This is a genomic window from Streptomyces sp. a15 (assembly GCF_059026085.1).
In genome coordinates this window covers 313,149-335,780 of the sequence record NZ_JBWLKM010000002.1, presented here as the reverse complement: position 1 = coordinate 335,780, position 22,632 = coordinate 313,149, and the positions used below count along the sequence as shown (strand labels likewise).

The 22,632-nt window shown below is 70.8% G+C and carries 20 protein-coding genes; 15 read left to right on the top strand and 5 right to left on the bottom strand.

Annotation, left to right across the window (positions count from 1 at the left end; genetic code table 11):
* The first annotated feature begins 16 nt into the window (after positions 1 to 16).
* From AC5P09_RS04560 to prcA, 3 genes are all read left to right on the top strand, one after another.
* Positions 17 to 607 (top strand): endonuclease domain-containing protein, encoded by a 591-nt coding sequence (locus AC5P09_RS04560; protein WP_493872549.1) that lies wholly within the window; start codon positions 17 to 19, stop codon positions 605 to 607.
* Positions 559 to 1,404, top strand: a complete 846-nt coding sequence (prcB, locus tag AC5P09_RS04555; RefSeq protein ID WP_493872548.1) for a proteasome subunit beta — start codon at positions 559 to 561, stop codon at positions 1,402 to 1,404. The genes AC5P09_RS04560 and prcB overlap by 49 nt, the downstream gene beginning before the upstream one ends.
* A 71-nt stretch (positions 1,405 to 1,475) precedes the next feature.
* Positions 1,476 to 2,222, top strand: coding sequence for a proteasome subunit alpha (prcA, locus tag AC5P09_RS04550; protein ID WP_266442580.1), 747 nt, complete (start codon positions 1,476 to 1,478; stop codon positions 2,220 to 2,222).
* 53 nt (positions 2,223 to 2,275) lie between these two features.
* Here prcA and AC5P09_RS04545 read toward each other — a convergent pair whose 3' ends face one another.
* Entirely contained in the window at positions 2,276 to 3,292 is a 1,017-nt protein-coding gene (locus AC5P09_RS04545; protein WP_493872547.1) for a LacI family DNA-binding transcriptional regulator, read from the bottom strand.
* Positions 3,293 to 3,418: 126 nt separating this feature from the next.
* Here AC5P09_RS04545 and AC5P09_RS04540 point away from each other — a divergent pair, with 126 nt between their 5' ends.
* The 12 genes from AC5P09_RS04540 (at position 3,419) to AC5P09_RS04485 (ending at position 15,648) form a co-directional block, all read left to right on the top strand.
* Entirely contained in the window at positions 3,419 to 4,672 is a 1,254-nt protein-coding gene (locus AC5P09_RS04540) for an MFS transporter (RefSeq protein ID WP_493872546.1), read from the top strand.
* Between the two features lie 9 nt (positions 4,673 to 4,681).
* Positions 4,682 to 6,043 (top strand): Pup--protein ligase, encoded by a 1,362-nt coding sequence (gene pafA, locus AC5P09_RS04535; RefSeq protein ID WP_121404192.1) that lies wholly within the window; start codon positions 4,682 to 4,684, stop codon positions 6,041 to 6,043.
* A 129-nt stretch (positions 6,044 to 6,172) separates the two neighbouring features.
* Positions 6,173 to 7,180 carry an FKBP-type peptidyl-prolyl cis-trans isomerase gene (locus tag AC5P09_RS04530; RefSeq protein ID WP_493872545.1) on the top strand — a complete coding sequence of 336 codons (1,008 nt, stop codon included), beginning with the start codon at positions 6,173 to 6,175 and terminating at the stop codon, positions 7,178 to 7,180.
* Positions 7,181 to 7,256: 76 nt separating this feature from the next.
* A complete protein-coding gene (locus AC5P09_RS04525) occupies positions 7,257 to 7,628 on the top strand; it encodes an FKBP-type peptidyl-prolyl cis-trans isomerase (protein WP_030835713.1) in 372 nt (123 codons plus the stop codon).
* 144 nt (positions 7,629 to 7,772) lie between these two features.
* Positions 7,773 to 8,726, top strand: coding sequence for a helix-turn-helix transcriptional regulator (locus AC5P09_RS04520; protein ID WP_266442596.1), 954 nt, complete (start codon positions 7,773 to 7,775; stop codon positions 8,724 to 8,726).
* A 14-nt stretch (positions 8,727 to 8,740) separates the two neighbouring features.
* Positions 8,741 to 9,781 carry a helix-turn-helix transcriptional regulator gene (locus tag AC5P09_RS04515; protein WP_493872544.1) on the top strand — a complete coding sequence of 347 codons (1,041 nt, stop codon included), beginning with the start codon at positions 8,741 to 8,743 and terminating at the stop codon, positions 9,779 to 9,781.
* Positions 9,778 to 10,068 carry a hypothetical protein gene (locus tag AC5P09_RS04510; protein WP_493872543.1) on the top strand — a complete coding sequence of 97 codons (291 nt, stop codon included), beginning with the start codon at positions 9,778 to 9,780 and terminating at the stop codon, positions 10,066 to 10,068. The genes AC5P09_RS04515 and AC5P09_RS04510 overlap by 4 nt, the downstream gene beginning before the upstream one ends.
* A gap of 9 nt (positions 10,069 to 10,077) precedes the next feature.
* Positions 10,078 to 10,272, top strand: a complete 195-nt coding sequence (locus AC5P09_RS04505; RefSeq protein ID WP_266442604.1) for a hypothetical protein — start codon at positions 10,078 to 10,080, stop codon at positions 10,270 to 10,272.
* Positions 10,273 to 10,547: 275 nt separating this feature from the next.
* Positions 10,548 to 10,838 (top strand): Sec-independent protein translocase subunit TatA, encoded by a 291-nt coding sequence (gene tatA / locus AC5P09_RS04500; RefSeq protein ID WP_266442606.1) that lies wholly within the window; start codon positions 10,548 to 10,550, stop codon positions 10,836 to 10,838.
* 47 nt (positions 10,839 to 10,885) lie between these two features.
* Complete coding sequence (gene tatC / locus AC5P09_RS04495; protein WP_493872542.1) at positions 10,886 to 11,833, top strand: twin-arginine translocase subunit TatC; 948 nt, start codon at positions 10,886 to 10,888, stop codon at positions 11,831 to 11,833.
* Positions 11,834 to 11,864: 31 nt separating this feature from the next.
* Positions 11,865 to 12,755, top strand: a complete 891-nt coding sequence (locus tag AC5P09_RS04490) for a diacylglycerol kinase (protein WP_493872541.1) — start codon at positions 11,865 to 11,867, stop codon at positions 12,753 to 12,755.
* 40 nt (positions 12,756 to 12,795) lie between these two features.
* The gene (locus tag AC5P09_RS04485) at positions 12,796 to 15,648 is read left to right on the top strand and encodes a DEAD/DEAH box helicase (protein ID WP_493872540.1); all 2,853 of its coding nucleotides are present in this window, start codon (positions 12,796 to 12,798) and stop codon (positions 15,646 to 15,648) included.
* 286 nt (positions 15,649 to 15,934) lie between these two features.
* Here AC5P09_RS04485 and atzF read toward each other — a convergent pair whose 3' ends face one another.
* The 4 genes from atzF to AC5P09_RS04465 are packed head-to-tail and all read right to left on the bottom strand — an operon-like array spanning position 15,935 to position 22,537.
* Positions 15,935 to 17,587 carry an allophanate hydrolase gene (gene atzF, locus AC5P09_RS04480; RefSeq protein ID WP_493872539.1) on the bottom strand — a complete coding sequence of 551 codons (1,653 nt, stop codon included), beginning with the start codon at positions 17,585 to 17,587 and terminating at the stop codon, positions 15,935 to 15,937.
* A gap of 14 nt (positions 17,588 to 17,601) precedes the next feature.
* Positions 17,602 to 21,114, bottom strand: a complete 3,513-nt coding sequence (locus AC5P09_RS04475; RefSeq protein ID WP_493872538.1) for a 5-oxoprolinase/urea amidolyase family protein — start codon at positions 21,112 to 21,114, stop codon at positions 17,602 to 17,604.
* Entirely contained in the window at positions 21,111 to 21,716 is a 606-nt protein-coding gene (locus AC5P09_RS04470; RefSeq protein ID WP_493872537.1) for an urea amidolyase associated protein UAAP2, read from the bottom strand. Before AC5P09_RS04470 ends, AC5P09_RS04475 begins: the two co-directional genes overlap by 4 nt.
* Positions 21,713 to 22,537 (bottom strand): urea amidolyase associated protein UAAP1, encoded by an 825-nt coding sequence (locus AC5P09_RS04465; protein WP_493872536.1) that lies wholly within the window; start codon positions 22,535 to 22,537, stop codon positions 21,713 to 21,715. The genes AC5P09_RS04470 and AC5P09_RS04465 overlap by 4 nt, the downstream gene beginning before the upstream one ends.
* Positions 22,538 to 22,632: the final 95 nt, after the last annotated feature.

Below are 22,632 nucleotides of genomic sequence, written 5' to 3'. Positions count from 1 at the left end.
ACAGGGGAGTCGTCGAGTGCTCGACGAGCAGGCGAAGAGGTGTTCGCGGTGCCGGGAGGTTAGACCGCGGACGGACTTCGCGAGTAACAAGTCCATGCGTGACGGGCTCCAGGCGTACTGCCGGGAGTGCTCATCGGAGTACTACCGGCAGCGCCAGGAGGCGAAGGGGCGGACAGTACGCGAGAAGGTGCCTGTCCCGCCTGGCCACAAGCCCTGTCGTGGCTGCGGAGAGGTCAAGCCCCACAGCGAGTGGCACCGCAAGAACAGCGCGCCGGACGGTCTGGCAAGCCGGTGCAAGACCTGCAAGGCAGCCACCGGCCCGGCTGGCCATCTTCGCAGGAAGTACGGCATCACCGAAGCCGAGCGTGACCAGATGATCCTGGCTCAAGGGGGCGTCTGTTGTATCTGTTTGGCGGCGCCTGCCACCCAGGTTGATCACTGCCACGAGACGGGTAGGGTCCGTGGCGTACTGTGCTTCAACTGCAATTCCGGCCTCGGCCTGTTGAGGGATGACCCCGAAGCGATGAACCGAGCTGCCGACTACCTGGAAGGAATCGCGTGGAAGCCAACACTCGTAGCACCGGGCGTCTACCAGCTGCCTTCCTGACGCCTGGGTCGTCCTCTTTCATGGACTTCCTGTCCGAACACCAGCCGGAGATCCTCCCGGGCAACCGGCAGCTCCCGCCCACCCAGGGCGTGATCGAGGCGCCGCACGGCACCACGATCGTGGCCGTGACGTTCCCCGGCGGTGTCGTGCTCGCCGGTGACCGGCGCGCCACGATGGGCAATGTCATCGCACAGCGCGACATCGAGAAGGTCTTCCCGGCCGACGAGTACTCGGCCGTCGGCATCGCCGGCACCGCCGGTCTCGCGGTCGAGATGGTCAAGCTCTTCCAGCTGGAGCTGGAGCACTTCGAGAAGGTCGAGGGTGCGCAGCTCTCCCTGGAGGGCAAGGCGAACCGCCTGTCGACCATGATCCGTTCCAACCTCGGCATGGCCATGCAGGGCCTGGCCGTGGTCCCGCTCTTCGCCGGGTTCGACGTGGACCGCGGCAAGGGCCGCATCTTCTCCTACGACGTCACCGGCGGCCGCTCCGAGGAGCACAACTTCGCCGCCACCGGCTCCGGGTCGGTCTTCGCCCGGGGCGCCATGAAGAAGCTCTTCCACGACGGCCTGACCGAGGCCGAGGCCACGATGCTCGTGGTGCAGGCCCTCTACGACGCGGCAGACGACGACTCGGCGACCGGCGGTCCCGATGTCGCGCGCCGGATCTACCCCATCGTCACCGTGATCACCGAGGACGGCTTCCGCCGGCTCGGCGAGGACGAGTCCTCCGAGATCGCCCGCTCGATCCTGGAGCGGCGCCTGGAGCAGCCCGACGGCCCGCGCGCCGCGCTGCTCTAGCCGACGGGCCGGTTCTTACCAAGGTGATCCAGGGAATTCGACGGAACTCAGAAGAGAGGGACGGATAACCGGTGTCGACGCCGTTCTATGTCTCACCCCAGCAGGCCATGGCCGACCGGGCGGAGTACGCCCGCAAGGGCATCGCCCGTGGCCGCAGCCTGGTCGTGCTGCAGTACGCCGACGGCATCGTCTTCGTCGGCGAGAACCCGTCCCGCGCGCTGCACAAGTTCAGCGAGATCTACGACCGGATCGGCTTCGCGGCCGCCGGCAAGTACAACGAGTACGAGAACCTCCGCATCGGCGGCGTCCGGTACGCCGACCTGCGGGGCTACACCTACGACCGTGACGACGTGACGGCCCGAGGTCTGGCCAACGTCTACGCACAGACCTTGGGCACGATCTTCTCGTCCGCGGCCGAGAAGCCGTACGAGGTGGAGCTGGTCGTCGCCGAGGTCGGGGAGACGCCCGAGGGCGACCAGATCTACCGGCTGCCGCACGACGGTTCGATCGTGGACGAGCACGGCTCGGTCGCGGTCGGCGGCAACGCCGAGACGATCAGCAGCTACCTGGACCAGCGTCACGAGGACGGCATGTCGCTCGCCGGGGCGCTGAAGCTGGCCGTCCAGGCGCTGTCCCGGGACACCAACGGCAGCGAGCGGGAGATCCCCGCCGAGCGCCTGGAGGTCGCGGTGCTGGACCGTACGCGTCCGCAGAAGCGCAAGTTCAAGCGCATCGTCGGCGGGCAGCTGGGCCGGCTGCTGGAGGCCGGCGGAGCGACCACCGAGGCGGAGAGCGCCGAGGAACCCGACGAGAAGTAGCCCATCCCGCTTCCGATGTGCCCCGGCCGACCCTCGGCCGGGGCACAGGCGCTTCAGGAGGCGCTCGGGGGCCCCGTGGAGCCCCGCACGACCAGCTCGACGGGAATATCCCCGGCCTCGGGAGTACGGCCCTCCAGGACCGCCAGAAGGGCCTGCATGCCGCGCTCGCCGAACAGCTCGGCGTCCAGCCGGACCGTCGTCAGCTCCGGGTCGATGGCCGTGGCCAGAGCGAGGTCGTCGAGCCCGGTGACGGACACGTCGTCGGGGACGCGCAGTCCCAGGCGCCGCAGCGCCTTGTAGGCGCCGGCGGCGAGCTTGTCGTCGTCGCAGACCAGCGCCGTCGGTCGCGGGCCCGGGGCGGCCAGCGCGGTCTCGGCGGCTGCCAGGGCGCCCTCGATGGAGATCGGCGCGCGGGCCGTGCGCAGCGAGGTGCCGGGCACCTCGCCGACCCGGGCGGCCAGCTCGCGGGCGCGCACCTCGAAGGTCCAGGACGGCACGTCCGCCGCCAGGTGCAGGAAGCGGCGGTGTCCCAGGCCCAGGAGGTGCTCGGCGACCTGCCGCACGCCGTCGGTGATGTCCAGGTTGACCGTGGCCACGCCGAGGCTTCCCGACGGGTCGCTGTCCAGCATCACCAACGGCAGCTGGTCGCCGCGGATCGCGGAGAGGGCGTCGGCGGCCATGGAGGAGGCGATGACGCCGTCCAGGGCGGCCTGCGCGGAGGCGAAGGGGTCCCGGGCGGGGCCGATGCCCTCGGGGGAGGGATACAGGACCACCCCGAAGCCGTGTTCGGCGGCGACCCGGGCCGCGCCCGTGTAGACGCCGGCGAAGAACTCGGTCGTCAGCGCGGGGACCACCAGCAGCACCGTGCGGGTGCGGCCCAGGCGCAGGTTGCGGGCGGCCAGGTTGGGCCGGTAGCCCAGCTCGCGGGCGGCCTCCCGGACGCGTTCGGCGGTGGTCTCCGACACCCGCCCGCGCCACTTGTCGCCCAGGACCAGGGAGACCGCGGCCTGGGAGACGCCGGCGGCCTGGGCGACGTCACGGCTCGTGGGGCGGGTGCTGCCTCGTGCCACCGGCTGCCTGCTCCTTCGTCTGGACGCGTGGACAGCGCACATGGTACGTATGACAGAGGACGTTATACGTAACACGCGACGTGTGATCGGCAAGCGTCAACCGCGAGGGAAGGACGGGACAGGGCCGTGGGATACCTGGAGATCCTCAGGGCGAGGCACGCCGCCCGGCTGCTCGTCGGCACCCTCGTGGGGAGGCTGCCGAACGCCACCGCCGCGATCGCGATCGTGCTGTTCGTCCGCGCGGAGGGCGGCTCCTACAGCCTGGCCGGGGCACTCGTGGCCGTGTACGGCGTGGCCAACGCGGTGGGCCAGCCGGTGCTGGGGCGGCTCGTGGACCTCCACGGCCAGCCGCGCGTCCAGCTGTCCGCCGCCGTCCTGTCGGCCCTCGCGATGGCCACCTTCGCCTTCACCGGCACCGAGCCGCTGCCCCTGGCCTACGCCGCCGTGGCTGCCGCCGGGCTGTTCACACCGCCCCTGGAGGGCGGTCTGCGCGCGCTGTGGTCCAGCGTCCTGCACAAGGAGGGCCAGGTGCACACGGCGTACGCCATGGACGCCGTGGCGCAGGAAGTCATGTTCACCGCGGGCCCCTTGCTCGTGACCCTGTGCACGTCGCTGTGGTCGGCGCAGGCCGCGCTGCTCGTCCTGAACGTCATCGGGGTGCTCGGCGCGCTCTCCGTGTCCGTCTCGCCGCCCTCGCGCGCGTGGCGGTCGGCGCCCCGCGAGGCGCACTGGCTCGGCGCACTGCGCTCGCCCGGACTCCTCGCCCTGCTGGGCGCGCTCTTCTTCGTCGGCATCGCGCTCGGCTCCATCACCGTGGCCTCCGTCTCCTACGCCGACGACAACGGCGGCGACGTGGTGTACGGCTGGCTGATGGCGGGCATCGGCCTCGGCGCGCTCATCGGCGGCCTGTCCTACGGGGCGCGGCAGTGGACCGGCGAACCGGTGCGGCGACTGCAGGCCCTGGTGGCCCTTCTGGCGGTGTGTTACCTGCCGCTGATGCTGATACCGGGCGCGGTGGCCATGACGCTGCTCACGGTCCTCGCGGGCGTCTTCCTCGCGCCCGTCATCGCCTGCGCGTTCGTCCTCGTCGACCGGCACGCACCGCGCGGGACGGTCACCGAGGCGTTCTCCTGGTTGGTGACGACGTTCACCGTGGGCACGTCCGTCGGAACGGGCCTCACGGGGCCGGTCGTCGAGGCCGGCGGCGCCCTGTGGGGGTTCGCCGTACCGGGCGCCGCGGGAGCCGTGTCGCTGCTCGTTCTGCTGACCACGCGGCGGGTCCTCGCAGCTTCCGCCGGGGGCACGGTGGTTGCGGCTTCATCGGAAAATGATCCAAACCGTGCTGTCGAACCCCGTTTCAGCTCGGGGGATCGGGCGTAATGTTCACTCATGGACCGCCGCATTTTCGGGCTGGAGAACGAGTACGGCGTCACGTGTACGTTCAGGGGACAGCGACGCCTGTCTCCCGACGAGGTGGCGCGGTACCTCTTCCGCCGTGTCGTGTCATGGGGCCGCAGCAGCAATGTCTTTCTGCGGAACGGTGCCCGCCTTTATCTCGATGTCGGGTCACATCCGGAATACGCGACACCCGAATGTGACAACGTGACCGAACTGGTCACCCACGACAAAGCAGGCGAGCGCATTCTGGAAGGACTCCTGGTAGACGCCGAACGACGCCTGCACGAGGAAGGAATCGCGGGCGACGTCTACCTCTTCAAGAACAACACCGACTCGGCGGGCAACTCCTACGGTTGTCACGAGAACTATCTGGTGGCCCGGCACGGGGAGTTCTCCCGGCTCGCCGACATCCTGATTCCGTTCCTCGTCACGAGGCAGCTTCTCTGCGGCGCCGGCAAGGTGCTGCAGACCCCGCGGGGCGCGGTGTACTGCGTCAGCCAGCGGGCCGAGCACATCTGGGAGGGCGTCTCCTCGGCGACGACCCGCTCCCGGCCGATCATCAACACCCGCGACGAACCGCACGCCGACGCCGAGCGCTACCGCCGCCTGCACGTGATCGTGGGCGACTCCAACATGTCCGAGACGACCATGCTGCTCAAGGTCGGCGCCACCGACCTGGTACTGCGCATGATCGAGGCCGGCACCGTGATGCGCGACCTGACCCTGGAGAACCCGATCCGGGCGATCCGCGAGGTCAGCCACGACATCACCGGCCGCCGCAAGGTCCGCCTGGCCAGCGGCCGCGAGGCCTCCGCCCTGGAGGTGCAGCGCGAGTACTTCGAGAAGGCCGTGGACTTCTGCGAGCGCCGCGGCATCCGCACCGGCACCGTGGAGCAGGTCCTGGAGCTGTGGGGCCGTACGCTCGACGCGATCGAGGCCGAGGACCTCGACCGGATCGGCACCGAGATCGACTGGGTCATGAAGTACAAGCTCATCGAGCGGTACCGGGCCAAGCACAACATGACCATGTCCCACCCGCGGGTCGCGCAGATAGACCTCGCCTACCACGACATCCACCGCCGTCGTGGCCTGTACTACCTGCTGGAGAAGAAGGGCCAAGCCGCCCGGATCTGCAACGACTTGAAGATCTTCGAAGGCAAGTCGGTGCCGCCGCAGACCACTCGGGCGCGCCTGCGCGGCGACTTCATCCGGCGGGCGCAGGAACAGCGCCGTGACTTCACGGTCGACTGGGTCCACCTCAAGCTCAACGACCAGGCTCAGCGCACAGTGTTGTGCAAGGACCCGTTCCGTTCGGTGGACGACCGGGTCGAGAAGCTGATCGCCGGAATGTGAGCACGTCCGTTCCGAAGGAACATTCGGAACGCAACACGGGCGCCGTACGTTTCACGTACGGCGCCCTTCTCACGCCGTAGAGTTGCGCGCACGCCATCAACAAGATCGACCGATTACGAGGCCCCCACCGTGCGCCGACGCTCACTTCTCATCGCCGTACCCACAGGACTGGTCGCACTCGCCGGATGTGGTGACGACGAGTCCGGCTCGAGCGAGGCGAGCGACAGTGCGTCGCCCTCGCCCTCGCCGTCGGGCTCGGCGTCCGTTCCGGCGCCGAAGATCGTCGACGGTCCCCTTCCGGCGATCACCGCGGGCGCGAAGTTCGGCGAGAAGCCCACCGTCGCCAAGGGCAGCGGCGACCCCTCCAAGGACCTCGCGGTGAAGACGGTCATCGCGGGCAGCGGCACCACCGTGGCCGAGAACGACTACATCCAGGCGAACTACCTCGGTCAGATCTGGGACACGGCGAAGGTCTTCGACAACTCCTACGACCGCAAGACGCCCCTGCTCATCCAGCTCGCCTCGGGCAGCATCATCGACGGCTGGCGGTATGCCCTGACCGGCAAGAAGGCCGGCAGCCGCGTCCAGCTCGCGGTCCCGCCGACCTGGGGGTACGGCAAGGAGGGCTACGCGGAGGGCGGTATCAAGGGCACCGACACGCTGGTCTTCGTCGTCGACCTGGTGGAGTCGTTCAACGCCAAGAGCTCCGCCAAGGGCACGGATGTCGCCCAGGACAACGTGGACCTGCCGAAGGTCGGCACCAACACCGACGGCAAGGCGCCCTCCGTCGAGGTCCCCAAGAGCGCCGCGCCGACGAAGCTGGTCGCGAACTACGTCATCGAGGGCGACGGGGACGAGGTCGCCGCCGAGAACACCGTCCTCGTGCAGTACAAGGGCGTCCTGTGGGACACCGGCAAGGAGTTCGACTCGACGTACGGCCGCAAGGCGCTGACGTCGTTCTCGCTCCAGCAGGTCGTCAAGGGCTGGTCGCAGGGCCTGACCGGCAAGAAGGTCGGCAGCCGCGTCCTCATCGTCGTCCCGCCGGACCTGGGCTACGGCGACAGCCCGCCGGCCGGCAGCGAGATCAAGAAGGACTCCACGCTGGTCTTCACGGTCGACATCCTCGCGAAGATGTGACCCCACCGAGATGTAAGACTGTGCCTGTTGCCTTTCCGTACAACGCACTTTCCGTACACACGCAGGAGCTAGAGACGTGAGCATCGACAAGCCCGAGATCGACTTCCCGGGCGGCGAGCCCCCGGCGGACCTGGAGATCAAGGACATCTGGGAGGGCGACGGCGAGGTGGCGCAGGCGGGTCAGACCGTCACCGTCCACTACGTGGGCGTTGCCTTCAGCACCGGCGAGGAGTTCGACGCCAGCTGGAACCGCGGTACTCCCTTCCGCTTCCCGCTGGGCGGCGGCCGGGTCATCAAGGGCTGGGACCAGGGCGTGCAGGGCATGAAGGTCGGCGGCCGCCGCCAGCTGACCATCCCCGCCCACCTCGCCTACGGCAACCAGAGCCCGACCCCGGCGATCAAGCCCGGCGAGACCCTGATCTTCGTGGTCGACCTCCTCGGGGTCTGACTCCTCAGGGTCTGATCGTCGTACGACCGGTCTCGATCACCTGGGGCCCATGCCTGTCCGGGCATGGGCCCTCGGCTTTTGCCGCGCCACTTCGGGGCGGTACGGTCATCGTCCGTAAGCACCATAGGGAGGCGAAGGGCGTCGATGGCCATTGCCAAGGCCGAGCGACTGATGAACCTGGCGCTGTGTCTGCTCGGGACGCGGCGGCCGCTGAGCAAACGCGAGCTGCGTGAGTCCATCGAGGCCTATCTGGAAGCCGGCTCGGACGACTCCTTCAACCGGATGTTCGAGCGCGACAAGGACGATCTGCGCGAACTCGGCCTGGTCATCGAGACCGTCGAGAACCTGGACGGCGAGGTCGGCTACCTCGCCCGCCGCGACAGCAACCGCCTCCCGCCCGTCACCCTGGACGCCGAGGAGGCCGCCGCCCTGGGGCTGGCCGCCAAGGTCTGGCAGCAGGCCCGGCTCGCCGGCGCGGCCAGCGGCGCCCTGCAGAAGCTGCGCGCCGCGGGACTCCCCGAGGACTTCGACCCGTACGAGACCCATGGCGCCCTCGAGCCGCGCATCCCCGTGCACGAGGCCGCCTTCGAGCCCCTGATGCTGGCCTGCCGCGACCGCCGCCCGGTCGTCTTCGACTACCGCAAGGCCACCGCCGCCCACCCCGAGCCCCGGCACGTCGAGCCGTGGGCGCTGGAGTGCTGGCGCGGCCACTGGTACCTGGCGGGCTGGGACCGCGACCGCAGCGCCGAGCGGGTGTTCCGGCTGTCCCGGATCACCGGCAAGGTGCGCACCCGTGGCGCCCGGTTCACCGCCCCCGTGCCCGATGTCGTCACCGTCCGGGAGACCGTCGCGAGCTGGGCCGGCGAGACCGCCGACCGCTCCGCGCTGATCCGGCTGCGCGCCGGCGCGGGCTACCCCCTGCGGGCCAAGGCCGCCTCGGTACGGGAACTGGGGGACGGCTGGGACGAGCTGGAGATTCCGTACGGCCACGGGCTGGACGCCTGGCTGGTGGAGTTCGGGCCGGATGTGGTGGTCCTGGAACCCGCCGAACTGCGGGCCGACGTGGTGGACCGGCTGCGTGCCGTGGCCAAGGGCTGAGGGGGCGTAAGAAAGTGGTGGGAAAACCGGCCAGGCCGGCCAATGCCATCGACCAGACCCGGCGGATGCTCTCCCTGATGACGTATCTGAGGGAGCGCCCCGGCGCCCGGGTCGAGGACGTCGCCCGGGCCTTCGGGATCACCGAGGACGAGCTGGTCTCCGACCTCGACGTGCTGCCCATGTGCGGCACCAGCTTCCGCGGCGGCGATCTGCTCGACATCGACACCGACGGCGAGCGCATCTGGTGGCACAACCCCGATGACGTCGCCGAGCCGCTCAGGCTCGCCTCCGACGAGGCCACCGCGCTGCTGGTCGCCGCCCGCGCCGTGTCCACGCTGCCCGGCCTGCGCGAGAGCGACCGGCAGGCACTGCTGCGGGCCACCGCCAAGGTGGAGGCCGCGGCCGGCGAGCAGGCGGGGGCCAGCTCCCGGCTGTCCGTGACCTTCGAATCGGAGGGCGGCGTCTTCGCGGACGTCGACCGGGCCATCTCCGAGCGCCGCCGCCTGTGGATCCGCTACTACTCGCCCGCCCGCGACGAGGTCACCGAGCGCGAGATCGACCCGATCCGCCTGGTCAGCGTCGGTCACACCTACGTCGAGGCCTGGTGCCGCCGCTCCGAGGCGCGCCGCACCTTCCGGCTCGACCGGGTCGCCGAGATCAAGATCCTCGACGAGCCGTCCGCGCCGCCCGAGATCGAGCTGCGGGACCTGTCCGAGGGGCTGGTGCAGCCCGCCGCCGAGGACCCGGAGGTCGTCGTCGAGGTCGGCCCCGGCGGGCGCTGGGTCGCCGAGTACTACCCGCACGACAGTGCGGATGAGCTTCCGGACGGCGGGCTGCGTATCACTCTGCGCACCCCGGAACCCGCCTCGCTCAAGCGGCTGGCGCTGCGGCTCGGGCGCGAGGGCCGGATCGTCTCGCCGCGTGACCTCGCCGACAGCGCCCGCGAGGCGGCCCGCGAGGCGCTGGCGGCGTACGACGGGGTCGAGGCGCACGGCGCTCATGGCGCCCCCGCGGTTCAGGACGGTCAGCACGGCAGGCAGGAGCAGGAGCTTTGAGCGAGTCGTCGACGTCAGGCATGGGAATGACGGTGGCCGCCGCGTTCGCCGGGATGAAGAGTGTGACGCCGGTGACGTTCAGGGCCGGCTGCCCGGACTGCCGGGGCCGCTTCGAGCTCACCGCGAGCGCCCTGCGCCTGGCCATCGGCGCCAGCAGCCGCACCACCTTCTACTCCTTCACCTGCCCCGACTGCGGAGCGGCCGTCCGCAAGCCGGCGGGCGAGCGGATCATCGAGCTGCTGACGGGCGGCGGGGTCAGGACCTTGCGCCTGCACTCCACCCTCTAGGCTCGGCCCATGTTCTGGCCGATGTTCGCGGTAGCAGTGGGTTTTCTGGGTCTCGCCGTTCTCGGTGTGCTCGCCGTACGTGTCTTCCTGGAGGCGCAGCGTCTGGGCAGGCAGGTCACGGACTCGGCGCGGCGCATCAACCGGGCCGCGGAGGATCTGGAGCGGGCCTCCATGAGCGCTGCCCGCTCCGTGGATTCGCTGTGAGTCGTCCCGTGTGTCCCCTGTGAGTCGTGGGTGTGAGTCAGGGGTGTGATGCGCTTTGGGCCACTTCGCCCTGTCACCTTGGTGGTTCCGGCAGGTACTCTGCATGTCGCGGTCCGGAGAACGAGGCCCGGGCCGCGGACCGGGAGTACGCACAGGGATTGCCACGCGTTTACCCCTGAGCGTTACGATCGCTGTCAAGCACGGTCGATCGGACACATGTCCGACCGGTCGGACAGCACCCCACCCCAGCCGCCTCGGTGAGAAGGTAAAGACTTATGTTCGGAAGGCTCGGCGCCCCCGAGATCATTCTCATCCTCGTCGTCATCATCCTGCTGTTCGGCGCCAAGAAGCTTCCGGACATGGCGCGCTCGCTCGGCAAGTCCGCGCGGATCCTCAAGAGCGAGGCCAAGGCGATGAAGACCGAGGGTCAGGACAACGCGTCCGCTCCCGCTGCGCCGCCGCACGACGACCAGCAGCCCCCCGTCCAGCGCACCATCCAGGCCGCCCCCGGTGACGTGACGAGCTCGCGCCCGGTCACCGAGCCGACGGACACGACCAAGCGCTGACGCAGGGCCGGTGACCTCCGGCCCTCCGCACGAGATGGGAACGTGGGTTGCTGAAGTCTGCCCGCCAAGAGGAGAAGGATCCCGAGGGGCGGATGCCCCTCGCGGAGCACCTTCGTGAGCTTCGCAACCGGCTCGCGAAGGCGATGCTGGCCATCGTCGCGGTCACTGTTGTCGCCGCCTTCTTCTACAACGACATCATCAATCTCATCACCAGGCCGATCCTGGACTCGGTCGGCTGTGAGCAGACCTTCGAGCAACTGTCCAAGTCGAAGTCCAGCGATCCGTGTGCGCAGATCACCATCAACGGTCTGCTCACCCCCTTCACCCTGGCGTTGAAGGTCTCGCTGATGGCGGGTGTGGTTCTGGCCTCGCCGGTGTGGCTCTACCAGCTGTGGGCGTTCGTCGCGCCCGGCCTGCACCGGCACGAGAAGAAGTACGCCTACGCGTTCGTCGGCACCGGTGCCCCCCTGTTCCTGGGCGGCGCCTACTTCGCCTACACAGTGCTGCCCACCACGGCGAAGGTGCTGCTCGAGTTCACACCGGCCGACGCTTCCAACCTGCTGCCGCTGGACGACCTGCTCGATCTCGTCATCCGCATGGTGCTCGTCTTCGGTCTCTCCTTCGAGCTGCCCCTGCTGCTGGTCTTCCTCAACCTCACCGGGGCGATCACCGGCAAGCGGATGGTCGGCTGGTGGCGCGGCATGATCATGGGCATCACGGTGTTCGCGGCTGTCGCCACTCCCAGCACCGACCCGCTGACGATGCTGGCGCTGGCCGGACCGATCTGGATTCTGTACTTCGGCGCGGTCGCCTTCTCCCTGGTCAACGACCGGCGCAGGCGCCGCCGAGACGCGCTGGGTCCCGCCGACGACGAGGCCTCCGAGCTGGACCTCACCCCTGAGGACGTCGGAGACGTGGAGACCGTCTCGGCCAGCCGGGCGCTGCCCGAACAGGCGAGCACGGAGCGAGTCAACGGTTATGACGACGTGACCTGACCGAGCGGTCCGCCCTTGTAACGTCCGGGGCGTGACCAGCGAGATCACCCTCTTCGTCAACCCCACCGCGGGTCGCGGCCGGGGCGCCCACGCGGCGCAGCCGGCCGCTTCCGCTGTGCGGGCGGCCGGATTCTCCGTGCGTACGGTCCTCGGTGCGAACGCCGAGGACGCCCGCGCGTGCGCGCGTGCCGCCGTCGCGGACGGCACCGGCGCGCTGATCGCCGTCGGCGGCGACGGCATGGCGAACCTGGCGCTCCAGGCGGTCGCCGGCACCCGCACCCCCTTCGGCCTGGTCGCCGTCGGTACCGGCAACGACTTCGCGCGCGCCCTCGGCCTGCCGGTGCGCGACCCGGCCGCCGCGGGCCGGCTGATCGCCGACGCCCTCAAGGGCGCCCGGCTGCGTGACATCGACCTCGGCCAGGTGGACGGCCGCTGGTTCGGCACGGTCCTCGCCTCCGGCTTCGACTCCCGGGTCAACGACCGCGGCAACCGCATGCGATGGCCGACGGGGCGTCTCAAGTACGACCTGGCGATGCTCGCCGAACTCGCCGCGTTCAAGCCCTTCCCGTACCGGATCACCCTGGACGACGGTGACGTACGGGAGGTCGAGGCGACCCTGGTGGCCGTCGGCAACGGGTCGTCGTACGGCGGCGGCATGCGGATCTGTCCCGGCGCCGACCTCACCGACGGACTGTTCGACATCACGGTGGTCGGCGACTGCAGCCGTACGACGCTGCTCAGAGTGTTTCCGAGCGTGTACCGGGGCCGGCACGTCGACCATCCCAAGGTCACGGTGGTGCGGGCGGCCAAGGTCGAGATCGCCGCCCGGGGGATCGCCGGGTACGCCGACGGCGAGCCGTTCGGGCCGCTGCCGCTGACCGCGCGCTGTGTGCCGGGTGCGGTGCGGGTCATAGGGCCGTGAGCTGCGCGGATTCGATGTTTATCGTCATCGGATCCGGATAATGATCGTCCTGTTGTCAGTGGGGCCCGGTAGTCTCGAAAGCACGATGACAGAGGACCTCTCACCGGCCGAGCGGTATGCGGCAGCACGTAGGCGCGCTGTCGACCAGGCCACCGCGCTCGCCGGTTTCCGCGAGATGTACGACTTCGGCCTCGATCCCTTCCAGATCGAGTCCTGTCAGGCACTCGAGGCGGGCAAGGGCGTCCTGGTGGCCGCGCCCACCGGCTCCGGCAAGACGATCGTCGGCGAGTTCGCCGTCCACCTCGCCCTGCAGCAGGGCAAGAAGTGCTTCTACACGACGCCGATCAAGGCGCTGTCGAACCAGAAGTACGCCGACCTGTGCCGCCGTTACGGCGCGGACAAGGTCGGCCTGCTCACCGGCGACAACAGCGTCAACTCCGATGCCCCGGTGGTAGTGATGACCACCGAGGTGCTGCGGAACATGCTGTACGCGGGCTCGCAGACCCTCCTCGGCCTCGGATACGTGGTCATGGACGAGGTGCACTACCTCTCCGACCGCTTCCGGGGAGCCGTCTGGGAGGAAGTGATCATTCACCTCCCGGAGTCGGTCACCCTCGTCTCGCTGTCGGCCACCGTGTCGAACGCCGAGGAGTTCGGTGACTGGCTCGACACCGTCCGCGGCGACACCGAGGTGATCGTCTCCGAGCACCGGCCCGTGCCGCTGTTCCAGCATGTGCTCGCCGGGCGGCGGATGTACGACCTGTTCGAGGAGGGCGAGGGCCACAAGAAGGCCGTCAACCCCGACCTCACGCGGCTGGCCCGCATGGAGGCGAGCCGGCCGTCGTACCAGGACCGCAAGCGCGGCCGTGCGATGCGGGAGGCGGACCGTGAGCGCGAGCGCCGGCAGCGCTCCCGCGTCTGGACGCCGAGCCGGCCCGAGGTCATCGAACGGCTCGACGCCGAGGGCCTGCTGCCCGCCATCACCTTCATCTTCAGCCGCGCCGCCTGCGAGGCCGCCGTCCAGCAGTGCATGTACGCGGGCCTGAGACTCAACGACGACGAGGCGCGCGAGCGGGTCCGCGCCCTGGTCGAGGAGCGCACGGCCTCCATCCCTACGGAGGATCTGCACGTCCTCGGCTACTACGAGTGGCTGGAGGGCCTGGAGCGCGGCATCGCGGCCCACCACGCGGGCATGCTGCCGACGTTCAAGGAGGTCGTCGAGGAGCTCTTCGTACGCGGCCTGGTCAAGGCGGTGTTCGCGACCGAGACGCTCGCGCTGGGCATCAACATGCCCGCGCGGTCGGTGGTGTTGGAGAAGCTCGTCAAGTGGAACGGCGAGCAGCATGCCGACATCACTCCCGGCGAGTACACCCAGCTGACCGGCCGGGCCGGCCGGCGCGGCATCGACGTCGAGGGCCACGCGGTCGTGCTGTGGCAGCGCGGCACCAGCCCCGACCACCTGGCGGGACTGGCCGGCACGCGCACGTATCCGCTGCGCTCCAGCTTCAAGCCGTCGTACAACATGGCGGTCAACCTCGTCGAGCAGTTCGGCCGGCACCGCTCGCGCGAGCTGCTCGAGACGTCCTTCGCGCAGTTCCAGGCCGACAAGTCGGTGGTCGGGATCTCGCGGCAGGTGCAGCGCAACGAGGAGGGGCTGGAGGGCTACAAGGAGTCCATGACCTGCCACCTCGGGGACTTCGAGGAGTACGCGCGGCTGCGCCGCGAACTCAAGGACCGTGAGACCGAGCTGGCCCGGGAGGGTGTCAACCAGCGGCGTGCCGAGGCGGCCGTCGCGCTGGAGAAGCTCAAGCCGGGGGATGTCATCCACGTCCCCACGGGCAAGTACGCCGGTCTGGCCCTGGTGCTGGACCCGGGACTGCCGGCCGGGCGGTCGAACGGCCACCGGGGCTTCGAGCAGCACGACGGTCCGCGCCCGCTGGTGCTGACCGCCGAGCGGCAGGTCAAGCGGCTCGCGTCGATGGACTTCCCGGTGCCCGTCGAGGCGCTGGAGCGGATGCGGATCCCGAAGTCCTTCAACCCGCGCTCCCCGCAGTCCCGTCGGGACCTCGCCTCCGCGCTGCGCACCAAGGCCGGGCACATTCCGCCGGAGCGGGCCCGCAAGAAGCGGTCGCAGGCCGCCGACGACCGGGAGATCGCCCGGCTGCGCACCGCCCTGCGCGCGCACCCCTGCCACGGCTGCAACGACCGTGAGGACCATGCCCGTTGGGCCGAGCGCTACCACCGGCTGCTGCGTGACACATCGCAGCTGGAGCGGCGTATCGAGGGACGCACGAACACCATCGCCCGGACGTTCGACCGGATCGTCGCGCTGCTGACCGAGCTGGACTACCTGCGGGCCAACGAGGTCACCGAGCACGGCAAGCGGCTGGCCCGGCTGTACGGCGAACTCGACCTGCTGGCCAGCGAATGCCTGCGGGCCGGTGTCTGGGAGGGCCTCGCTCCCGCGGAACTGGCCGCCTGCGTCTCGGCGTTGGTGTACGAGTCCCGGGTCGCCGACGATGCCATGGCGCCCAAGGTGCCCTCGGGCAAGGCGAAGGCCGCGCTCGGTGAGATGGTCCGGATCTGGGGGCGCCTGGACGCCCTGGAGGAGGAGTTCCGGATCAACCAGACCGAGGGCGTCGGCCAGCGCGAGCCGGACCTCGGCTTTGCCTGGGCCGCGTACATGTGGGCCTCCGGGAAGGGGCTCGACGAGGTGCTGCGCGAGGTGGAGATGCCGGCCGGTGACTTCGTGCGGTGGTGCAAGCAGGTCATCGACGTGCTCGGGCAGATCTCGGCCGCGGCGCATGCCGAGGGGTCGACGGTCGCGAAGAACGCGCGCAAGGCGGTCGACGAGCTGTTGCGGGGTGTGGTGGCGTACTCGTCGGTGGGCTGAGTCGTGTGTCGGAGCCGCTGCGCTGGGCTGGGGCGGGTGATGCCTGCGGCGGCCTGTGCGGCCTTGTGGGGGTGCGCGTAGCGCCTTCGGTTGGGTGGTGGGTCGGGGCCGTGTCGGGGGGCGTCCATCCTCGGAACGGCGCGGAATCGGTCAGCTACCAACGCGCTCGTGTTGACGCGCCAACCGCTGCGGGCGGACACCCCCCGACACGGCCCCTTCCCGCCGTGCGCGAGTGCGGGCGCGTGGGGGCGTCGGCTGCGTACCGCCGGAGGGTGCCCGGCCGTACTCAGCGGCTCAGATACGTCCGCCAGCCCCCGTACGACGTGATGTCCGCGGCGTCCTTGAGGGCGCTCGGTTCGCACAGGAAGCCTGGGAGTCGGGTGCCGTCCGCCAGTTCCACGCTGCCCAGTGTCATCGGTCGGGGGAGGGACGTGAGGAGTCTGCCGAGCGACTCCGCGGGGAGGCGCCACACCTCTGTCTCGATTGCTGACCCGCCTTCGCCGACATGGACGAGACCCGGCTTTGGCGGTTCTGTGGCCAGTGCGTGCAGGCGGTAGACGGGGGCGGTCGTGGTCGTACGGTCGAGGCGGGCGCCCAGGGACAGGAGTTGGGGGTTGAGCGGCTGGCCCGTGAGGTGGGCGCCCAGCACCGCGAGGTGGGTCTCCGGTCGGAGCAGGGCGGCGATGCGGGCCAGGCGGTCGTCCGTGAACGCCGGGCCGATCAGCATCACGCCGAACGGCAGGCCGTCGACCTCGCCGGCGGGGGCGGCGACCGCGGCCAGGTCGAAGAGGTTCGTGGAGTTGGTGAAGCGGCCCAGGCGGGCGTTGGCGCCCAGGGGGTCGGCGGCCACCTCGGCGAGAGTGGGATGGCCGGGGGCGGTGGGGAGGAGGAGGGCGTCCGCGTCGGCGAGTTCCGCGAGGGCGCGGGTGCGCAGGGCGGCCAGGCGGTCGGTGTCGGCGTAGAGCTGGTGGGCCGGGATGTCTCGGGCGCGGGTGATGATGCCTGCGACGGTGGGGTCTAGGGACGGGTCGCCCTCGGCCATCGCCTTGTCGACAAAGGTGCCCACTGCTGTGTAGCGCTCGGCTACGAACGCGCCCTGGTAGAGCATCGCGGCGGCCTCGGTGAAGGGTGCGAGGTCGATCTCCTGCACCGAGGCGCCCCCCTGGATGAGCTGGGCGACCGTGGTCTCGTACGCCTGTGCCCAGCCTTCGTCCAGTTCGCCGAGTTGGTGTCGTGGCGGCACCGCGATCCGCCAGGGGCCCGGCGTGCGCTGGGGGAGCGGTGGGAGGTCGCGGTCGGGTGGGGATGCCATGTACGACAGGGCCTGCTCGGCCTCCGGGAGGGTGCGGGCGAAGACCGTCACGCAGTCGAGGGAGGCGCAGGCCGGGACCACGCCCGTGGTCGGGACGAGGCCTCGGGTGGGCTTGATGCCGACGATGCCGTTGAAGGCGGCCGGGACGCGGCCCGAGCCGGCGGTGTCGGTGCCGAGGGCGAAGTCGACGATGCCCAGGGCCACCGCCACGGCCGAGCCGGAGCTGGAGCCGCCGCTGATCCTGGCCGGGTCGTACGCGTTGCGGACGGCGCCGTGCGGGGAGCGGGTGCCGACCAGGCCCGTCGCGAACTGGTCCAGGTTCGTGGTGCCCAGCACGATCGCGCCCGCCGCGCGGAGGCGGGCGACGACCGGGGCGTCGGTGTGGGGGTTGTACGCGTACGACGGGCAGCCCGCGGTGGTGGGCAGGCCGGCCACGTCGATGTTGCCCTTGGCGGCGAACAGGCGCCCGGCGAGGGGGAGTGGTTCGAGGGAGGCGACCCGTTCGTCGATCGTGCGGGCCTCCGCCTCGACCTCCGGCTGTGGGCGCAGGTCGATCCAGATCTCGGGGCGGTCGACCGCTTCGATGCGGGCGTAGGCGGCGCGGACGCGGGAGAGGGTGGTGGCCATTTCTTGTTCCTCTTTCACTGTGCGGCGGGGGCCAGGACCAGCAGTGCCGTCCCCGCCTCCACCTGGTCCCCGGGCCTGGCCAGGATCTCCGCGACCACGCCGTCCATCGGCGCGTGCACCCTGGACTCCATCTTCATCGCCTCCAGGGCGAGCAGCGGCTGTCCGGCCGTCACCGCGTCCCCCGGTTCGACGTTCAACTGCCATACGGACGCGGCGAACTCGGCCTCCACCAGACGGCCGCCCGCGGGGACGGTCACCTCGGCCGGGGGAGCGGCCGGCGCGGTCGCCGCCTCGGCCCGGGTGAACTCGCCCGCCGCCTCCCAGGCGTCCCGCTCCGCCGAGAACGCGGTCTGCTGGCGGGACCTGAACTCGGCGATCGACTCGGCGTTCTCGGCCAGGAAGGCCTGGTACTCGGCCAGCGAGAAGGTGCCCTCCTCGATGCGGGGCACGAAGCGGCCGGACGTGATGTCGGCGCGCAGGTCGAGGAGTTCGTCGGCGTCCACCGGGTACCACTTGATCCGGTCGAAGAAGCGGAGGAGCCAGGGGGAGCCGGGCTCGAAGGCGCCGCGCTGCTGCCAGCCCGACCAGACCTGGGTCGTCCGGCCCACGAACTGGTAGCCGCCGGGGCCCTCCATGCCGTAGATGCACAGGTACGCGCCGCCGATGCCGACCGAGTTCTCGGCTGTCCAGGTGCGGGCCGGGTTGTACTTGGTGGTCACCAGGCGGTGGCGGGGGTCGAGGGGCGTGGCCACCGGGGCGCCCAGGTACACGTCGCCGAGGCCCAGGACGAGGTATTCGGCGTCGAAGACCGTGTCATAGACGTCGTTCACCGAGTCCAGGCCGTTGACCCGGCGGATGAACTCGATGTTCCACGGGCACCAGGGCGCGTCGTCGCGCACGCCCGCCATGTAGCGGGCGATCGCCTCGCGGGTCGCCGGGTCGTCCCAGGAGAGGGGGAGGTGGACCGTGCGCGAGGGCACCACCAGTTCGTCGCTCGGTGGGAGCGATGCCGTGATCTCCCGTACGACGGCGAGGAGTTCGGGCTGCGGGAGGCGGTGCGGGTCGGTGCGGATCTGGAGGGAGCGGATGCCCGGTGTGAGGTCGGTGATCCCCTCCGGGGCCTGCTCGGCCAGCGCCTCCATCAGCGCGTGGACACGGATGCGGTGCGCCAGGTCGAGCTGCATCGGGCCGAACTCGACCAGCAGGTTGTCGTCGCCGCTGCGGCGGTACGTGACGTCGCCGTCCCGGGCGAGGATGCCGCCGTCCACGATGTCGTCGCGGAGCGAGCCGTCCGCGTCCACCGGCAGGAACCGCACTGTGTCGCCCGGGCGCAGTTGGCCGAGCTTCCAGCGCTCGGTGCTGATCACCGTCGCCGGGCACACGAACCCGCCGAGCGAGGGGCCGTCCGGGCCCAGCAGCACCGGCATGTCGCCCGTGTAGTCGACGGCGCCGACGGAGTACGGCGTGTCGTGGATGTTGGACGGGTGCAGGCCCGCCTCGCCGCCGTCGGTGCGGGCCCAGCGCGGCTTCGGGCCGACCAGGCGGACGCCCGTGCGCGCCGAGTTGAAGTGGACCTTCCAGTCGGCGGCGTAGAAGTCGTGGACGTCGTCCTCGGTGAAGAACTCCGGGGCGGCATGGGGGCCTTCGACGGCCTTGACGTGCCATACGGCACCGAAGTCCGGGCGGTCCGTCTCCGTGACCGGTGTTCCCTGGACGACCGTCCCGCCGTGCAGGACGTCTCCCGTGCGCAGCGCCCGTCCGCCGTGCCCGCCGAACCGGCCCAGCGTGAAGGTGCTCGCGCTGCCCAGGAAGGCGGGCACGTCGAGGCCGCCGGCGAACAGCACGTAGGTCCGCAGGCCGTGTTCGGAGGGTGCGCCGATCTCCAGTACGGCCCCCGGGGGCACCGTCACCGGCTCCCACCGCGCGACCGGCGCACCGTCGACGGTGACGGGGGCCGGCGCGCCCGTCACGCACACCGTCGTCGGGTGGGTGAACCTCAAGGTCGGGCCCTGAAGGGTGCATTCGAGACCGGGGGCGCTTTCCGTGTTGCCGAGCGCCTGATTGCCGAGCCGGAAGGACAGGTCGTCCATCGGGCCGCACGGAGGGACGCCGACCTGCCAGTATCCGGTGCGGCCCGGCCAGTCCTGCACGGTGGTGAGGGTGCCGCCGGAGACGACCTCGATGCGCGGAGTCGGGTCGCTGATGGCGGCGAGCGTGGCGGTGGAGTGCGCGGCGGTCGTGACGTCGCGGTGCGCGAGCGCGGCCCGCACCAGGCCCAGGTTCGTCTCGATGCCGTCGACGCGGGTGCGGGCCAGTGCCTCGTCCAGCCGCCGCAGCGCGTGGGCCCGGTCCGGGCCGTACGCGATGACCTTCGCGAGCATCGGGTCGTACGACGTGGTCACCTCGGTGCCGGTCTCCACCCAGCCGTCGACGCGCACGCCCGGCGGGAACTCGACCCGCGTCAACAGGCCCGCGCTCGGCCGGTGTTCGCGCGAGGGGTCCTCGGCGTACACCCGGGCCTCGACGGCGTGGCCGCGCGGGGTACCCGGGTCGCGGACGACGTCCTGTTCGCCGCGCGCCAGGCGGAGCATCCAGGCGACCAGGTCGACGCCGTAGATCTCCTCGGTGACCGGGTGTTCCACCTGGAGGCGGGTGTTGACCTCCAGGAAGTACGCCTCCTCGCGGGCGGCGTCGTAGACGAACTCGACGGTTCCGGCGGAGCGGTAGCCGACGGAGGCGCACAAGTCGCGGGCGCTCGAGGCGAGTTGGTCCCTCACCTGGTCCGGCAGGCCCGGTGCCGGGGCCTCCTCCAGTACCTTCTGGTTGCGGCGCTGGAGGGAGCAGTCGCGGTCGCCGAAGGAGACGACCCTGCCCTCGCCGTCGCCGAAGACCTGCACCTCGACATGGCGGGCGTGCTCGACGAGGCGCTCCAGGAAGACGCCGGCCAAGGAGAAGGAGGCGGCGGCGACGCGCTGCACGCTCTCCCAGGCCTCGGCCAGGGCATCGGCGGAGTGACATGCCGACATGCCGATACCGCCGCCACCGCCGGTCGCCTTGAGCATGACCGGATAGCCGATCTCGGCGGCGCGTGCGAGCGCTTCGTCCAGCGACGCCAGCAGTCCCGTGCCCGGAGCCAGCGGCACCCCGGCCGCCCGGGCCGCCGCGCGGGCCGTGTGCTTCGCGCCGAACAGGTCCAGCTGCTCCGGCGTCGGGCCCACGAACACGATCCCGGCGTCCTCGCAGCGCCGGGCGAAGGCCGCGTCCTCGGACAGAAAGCCGTAGCCGGGGTGGATCGCGCCCGCGCCGGTGTCCTTCGCCGCCTTCAGCACCAGGTCGGCGTCGAGATACGACTCCTTCGCGGGCGCCGGGCCGAGCCGCACCGCCTCGTCGGCGAGCCGTACGTGCGGGGCGGAGCGGTCCGCGTCGGAGTACACCGCGACCGTACGCAGGCCGAGTTCGCGGGCGGTACGGATGATGCGGACCGCGATCTCGCCCCGGTTGGGGATGAGCAGGGTGTCGAAGGTCATGCGGCGCCCGCCTCGGTGATCGTCATCTCCACCGCCGTCGGCTCGAAGCCGTTGCACGGGTTGTTGATCTGGGGGCAGTTGGAGACCAGGACGAGGACGTCGCGCTCGGCGCGCAGGGTCAGCGCCAGGCCGGGAGCGGACAGGCCGTCGACGATGCCGAGGGTGCCGTCCTTCTCGACCGGCACGTTCATGTACCAGTTGATGTTGGAGACCAGGTCCCGCTTGCCGAGGCCGTGCCGGGCGCCCTCGGCGAGGAAGTTGTCCACGCACGCGTGCTGGGACCAGGTGTGATGGCCGTACCGGAGGGTGTTCGACTCCTTGGAGCAGGCGCCGCCGACCGTGTCGTGGCGGCCCACGTCGTCCGCGACCACCGTCATGAGGGGGGTGTACTCGTTCGACATCAGCACACTGCCCGTGGTGAGGAAGATGTTCCCCTGCGCATGGATCGTGTCGGGGGCGCTGTAGCGGACCGACGTGTCGTGGGCGTCGTAGACGAGGAAGTCGACGGCCTGGTTGCCGTGCAGGTCGGTGATGGTGAGGGTCTCGCCGGTGCGTACGACGGCGGACCACGCGGCGCGTGCGGGAACGACGGTCGTGCTCATGCGATCCCCCTGGCGGCAAGGAACTCGGCGGTGTTCAGGAAGGCTCGGCGGCCCTCGGGCGTGGCGTCCCACAGCGGGTCGTCGGGGCCGGTGGCCGCGGCGCGCCAGGCGAGTACCTCCAGCGGGGTGCTGACGTACTCGGCGCGGGGGTCGGCCGGGTGCGGGACGTTGGCGATCAGGACCGTCAGGTCCTGCTCGGCGCGCAGCGTCACGCTGAGGCCGGGGCCGGCCGAGCCGGCGAAGTCCAGGGCGCCGTCCTCGCGGACCTCCACGCTCTGGAAGAAGGAGAGCGACGGCGGCAGGTCGCGGGGCTCCAGGCCGTTCTTGGCGGCGGCCAGCTTGAACAGCTCCCGCCCGGCGGGGGAGGGGCTCTGCGGGGTGCCGTCGCCGTACCGCTCGGTGTTGCGGACGAGGGTGGAGGTGCCGCACAGGGCGTCGTGCTGCCCGGAGGTGTCGGCGATCACCGAGGCGAGGACCCGGCCCTGGTCGGACAGGAGCAGCTGGCCCTCGCCGAGGTAGGCGTTCCACTGGACCTTCACCGTGTCGGCCACGTTGAGCCGCTCCCAGGGCCGGTCGGCGACGAACAGCAGCAGGTGGGCGCAGGCGTCGCCGTGCGCGTCGGTCAGGCGCAGTTCGGTGCCGCGGGCCAGCACCCGGTGCGTGTAGTTGCCGCCCGCCACCGTCTCCGCCCACACCAGGTGGCCCGCCTCGCAGGGCGGGTTCGGCCAGGTGCCGGCCGGTACGACGGGCATGGCCTCGGTGCGCGTGCCCTCCTGGGCGCGTGCGTGGGCGCGGGCTCCGTATGTGGTCGCTGTCGCCATACCGGCACCTCCGGCTGTGGGTCTCGGGGCTGATTTCTGTCGCTTGACAGAAATTAGGGGCGGGCCGGGTCACGGGCATTGCCGCACTGTTGCCG

Excerpts from the sequence above, each read along its gene's own strand:
- AC5P09_RS04475 (WP_493872538.1), bottom strand. The coding sequence starts at position 21,114 with ATGACCTTCGACACCCTGCTCATCCCCAACCGGGGCGAGATCGCGGTC.
- AC5P09_RS04465 (WP_493872536.1), bottom strand. The coding sequence starts at position 22,537 with ATGGCGACAGCGACCACATACGGAGCCCGCGCCCACGCACGCGCCCAG.
- AC5P09_RS04505 (WP_266442604.1), top strand. The coding sequence starts at position 10,078 with ATGTTCTGGCCGATGTTCGCGGTAGCAGTGGGTTTTCTGGGTCTCGCC.
- AC5P09_RS04470 (WP_493872537.1), bottom strand. The coding sequence starts at position 21,716 with ATGAGCACGACCGTCGTTCCCGCACGCGCCGCGTGGTCCGCCGTCGTA.
- tatA (WP_266442606.1), top strand. The coding sequence starts at position 10,548 with ATGTTCGGAAGGCTCGGCGCCCCCGAGATCATTCTCATCCTCGTCGTC.
- pafA (WP_121404192.1), top strand. The coding sequence starts at position 4,682 with ATGGACCGCCGCATTTTCGGGCTGGAGAACGAGTACGGCGTCACGTGT.
- atzF (WP_493872539.1), bottom strand. The coding sequence starts at position 17,587 with ATGGCCACCACCCTCTCCCGCGTCCGCGCCGCCTACGCCCGCATCGAA.
- AC5P09_RS04485 (WP_493872540.1), top strand. The coding sequence starts at position 12,796 with ATGATCGTCCTGTTGTCAGTGGGGCCCGGTAGTCTCGAAAGCACGATG.
- AC5P09_RS04520 (WP_266442596.1), top strand. The coding sequence starts at position 7,773 with ATGGCCATTGCCAAGGCCGAGCGACTGATGAACCTGGCGCTGTGTCTG.